4 protein-coding genes are annotated in these 3,561 nt (G+C 37.9%); 2 read left to right on the forward strand and 2 right to left on the reverse strand.

Annotation, left to right across the window (positions count from 1 at the left end; genetic code table 11):
- Positions 1–76 precede the first annotated feature (76 nt).
- Positions 77–1,221, forward strand: a protein-coding gene (locus ADA42_RS18210) for an IS3-like element ISAba14 family transposase (RefSeq protein ID WP_100833519.1) whose coding sequence is annotated in 2 segments (ribosomal slippage) — positions 77–341 and positions 341–1,221 — 1,146 coding nt in all. Because the reading frame shifts where the segments join, the coding sequence is not laid out codon by codon here.
- Positions 1,222–1,362: 141 nt separating this feature from the next.
- Here the strand turns inward: ADA42_RS18210 and ADA42_RS16310 are convergent.
- Together ADA42_RS16310 and ADA42_RS16315 are read right to left on the reverse strand one after the other, a co-directional pair.
- Positions 1,363–2,340, reverse strand: a complete 978-nt coding sequence (locus tag ADA42_RS16310; protein ID WP_004999903.1) for an MDR family oxidoreductase — start codon at positions 2,338–2,340, stop codon at positions 1,363–1,365.
- Between the two features lie 83 nt (positions 2,341–2,423).
- Positions 2,424–3,068: a TetR/AcrR family transcriptional regulator gene (locus ADA42_RS16315; protein ID WP_004942792.1), complete on the reverse strand. Its 645-nt coding sequence runs from the start codon at positions 3,066–3,068 to the stop codon at positions 2,424–2,426.
- Positions 3,069–3,247: 179 nt separating this feature from the next.
- Between ADA42_RS16315 and ADA42_RS18215 the strand changes: the two genes are divergently transcribed.
- Positions 3,248–3,561 (forward strand): transposase (locus tag ADA42_RS18215; protein WP_171249945.1); only part of this gene is annotated, 314 nt, incomplete at its 3' end.

The following is a 3,561-nucleotide window of genomic DNA, read 5'->3' on the forward strand; positions in this document are numbered from 1 at the left end:
AGAGGTGGATCAGGAAATTTGAACAACACTTATAAGTGATATTTTGCTCCCCAAATGATGTTATAAACATCAATATATGGAGTATTTTATGGCACGTAGACCAAGAAGAAATCATTCAAATGATTTTAAAGCTAAGGTAGCACTTGCTGCGATTAAAGCAGAAAAAACACTTGCTGAATTGAGTGCTGAATTTGATGTTCATCAAAACCAAATTATCGACTGGAAAAATCAACTGATTTCAGCTTCCTCGCAAGCTTTCGATCAATCAAAAGCTCCAACAGAACCACCCATCGATCTAAAAAAACTACATGCAAAAATCGGTGAGCAGGCATTAGAAATTGATTTTTTAGAAGGTGTGTTGAAGAAACTGGGCCGCTTCAACCACAAAAGTTAATCGATGACTCACTTCAGATTTCAGTATCTAAGCAAGCTCAGCTGCTGAAAGTCTCCCGTGGTTGTTATTACTATCGCCCAAAACCTGTGAGTGCATCAGATCTGAAGCTGATGCGGTGTATGGATGAGTTACATATGCAATACCCTTTTGCAGGTAGCCGTATGATGCGTGATTTGTTGAATCGTCAAGGACATCATATAGGACGACGTCATACACGTACTTTAATGAAGAAAATGGGCATTAATGCGTTATATTGCAAACCAAATTTAAGCCAGGCTAATCAAGCTCACCGCAAATATCCATATCTGCTCAAAGGATTGGCTATTCAGCGCAGTAATCAAGTGTGGTCTACGGATATAACGTATATCCCTATGGCAAAAGGCTTTGTTTATTTATGTGCTGTGATTGATTGGCATAGCCGCAAGGTACTAGCGCATAGAGTATCGATTAGTATGGAGGTTACATTTTGCATAGAAACATTAAATGAAGCTATTGAAAAATATGGTCGACCTGAAATATTTAATACAGACCAAGGCAGTCAGTTTACCAGTGATGCATTTATTGATGTATTGAAATCAAATGGCATTCAAATCAGTATGGATGGTAAAGGTCGATGGGTTGATAATGTGATGGTTGAACGATTATGGCGGAGCGTTAAATATGAAGAGGTGTATCTCAAAGCTTATAGCAGTGTCACAGATGCGAAAAAGCAATTGAGTGCATATTTTGAGTTTTATAATCTGAAACGACCTCATTCGAGTCTAGACAAAATGACACCAAATGAGTTTTACTATGATCAGCTACCCCAACAAAACAAGGTGGCTTAACTAGAGCGGAATATCACTTATAAATACGCTTTTAGTTGTTCAAACATGTGGGACCACCTCTCAGCTCGACATCACGAATCTACAAAATTATATTCATGATGTCGAAATCCTTTGACCAATATAACTACAACTAAATTAGAATTATAGTTTTACAACAACCCTACCTCGAATTTTGCCATCTAAAATTTCATTTGAAATGTTTAAAGCATCTGTTAACTGAATTTCAGTCGTTACTGTTTCCAATTTTGTTTGATCTAATTCTTTCGCTAAACGCTCCCAAGCTTCTTTTCTTAACTCGATTGGTGCCATAACACTATCAACTCCATACAAGGTAATCCCTCTCAGAATAAATGGAGCAACTGTCGCAGGAAAATCCATTCCACCAGCCAAACCACAGGCAGCGACCGCACCATGATATTTTGTACTCGCACATGCATTGGCTAAAGTATGACTACCCACAGTATCAATTACACCTGCCCAAATTTCCTTGTTTAATGGCTTTCCTTGTGAAGCTAATTCAGCACGATCAATAATTTCATTTGCCCCCAAATAGGTTAAATATTCTGACTCTTGTGGTCGACCAGTGGATGCTGTAATCTCATAACCAAGATGGTTCAAAATAATAATCGCAATACTACCCACCCCACCATTTGCACCAGTGACTAAAATTTTTCCATCACTTGGCTTGATACCATGCTTTTGTAAGGCCATGACGCACAACATTGCGGTATAACCTGCTGTACCAATAATCATGGTATCTTTATAAGAAAAAGCAGAAGGTTTCTGTATGAGCCAATCGCCTGAAACAGTCACTTGTTCAGCTAATCCGCCTGAATATTTTTCACCGACACCCCAACCATTTAATAGAACTTCATCGCCTTTTTTCCATTCCGGATGTTTTGATTCAATTACAACACCTGAAAAATCGATGCCTGGTGTCAATGGAAAACTACGAATGACTGGAGAACGCCCTGTAATGGCTAAAGCATCTTTATAATTTAATGTTGAATATTTTACTTCAACTCTAACCTCTCCTTCCTGCAAAGGATTCGGAGTAATCTCAGCAACTTTTGACACATAACCAGCGTCATCTTTAGTAATTACGATACCTTTGTACATTAAAAACATCCTCTTTATTAAATTAGACCACTTATCTAGAATTTATTAAAAATTAAATTCAGGTTCCTACATTTATTTTTTAATTAATTTCTTGCGCTATTCAGCTGTTCTACAGCCAATGTAAACAAGCGAAAAAAAGCTTCTAAAGGACTCGTAGATTTGATTAAACGTGCTCTAAGAACCGCACCTTCCCATCCAATCCAAAATTGATAAGCCATTTCATTACAATCTGTTAAGCTAGATTGAGAGTAAAATTCATGTAAACAGTCAGAAACCATTTTCTGCCACACCTGAAAAATACTTTCTATTCGATCAATAATTTCAGGCGCTAAATAACAAACCTCTTGCCCTAAATTACCCAGAATACAGCCTCGTTTAAAATCATATTTCTGTAGCTTTTCACCAGCATCGTTTACAAAGTGTTGTAGCTTTTCCAGAGGGAGAAGATCTGGTTGGCTTAAAAACTTATTCAATCGCCTCACAAAATAGATTTCGTAAGCCTTTAACACCTCTAAAATAAATGCTTCTTTATTCTCAAAATAATGGTAGAACGAGCCTTTTGGAATTTGAATAGGCTTCATGAGATCGTCTAGGCTCATGGCATTCATTCCCCGTTCTGTAAGCAATTCGATACCACGGCGTATCAATACGTCTTTTGTATCTGCATAGTTGCTTCCATGTTTAGTGGGCCGACCACGTGGTCTTTTGGGTAAATTTGTATAGTTCATATTTACAAAATAGACTATCTACCTAGAAATAGCAGTGCCATTCGATCTTAAACCATCGTAGCAATTTCGATGAGCTGAATCTAACAACAACGCTAGAAAATTTTAAATAATTGACTGGTTAAGACGGCTTTGTTGCACAAACCAATCTGTAAAGGCTTTTTCAGCGATATAATTTTCAAATGAAGAAGTCTACACACAAAATCTATCGCACAACCAATTGGCCCGCATATAACCGAGCACTCATGAGCCGCGGAAATATTGCCCTTTGGTTTGATCCTGCTACGCAATGGTATGCGCCATCAAAAGGCAAACAAGGGCGAAATCAACCCTACTCCGACGCAGCCATCCAATGCTACTTAATGATTAAATCCTTATTCCGTCTGTCTTTACGTATGGTTACTGGCTTTGTGCAAAGTCTGATTAAACTTTGCGGAGTAAATTGGACAGCTCCAGATTACAGTACGCTTTGTAGAAGACAAAAGCATATTGATAT

This window comes from Acinetobacter sp. 243_ASPC, from assembly GCF_001054715.1.
Lineage (GTDB): Bacteria > Pseudomonadota > Gammaproteobacteria > Pseudomonadales > Moraxellaceae > Acinetobacter > Acinetobacter soli.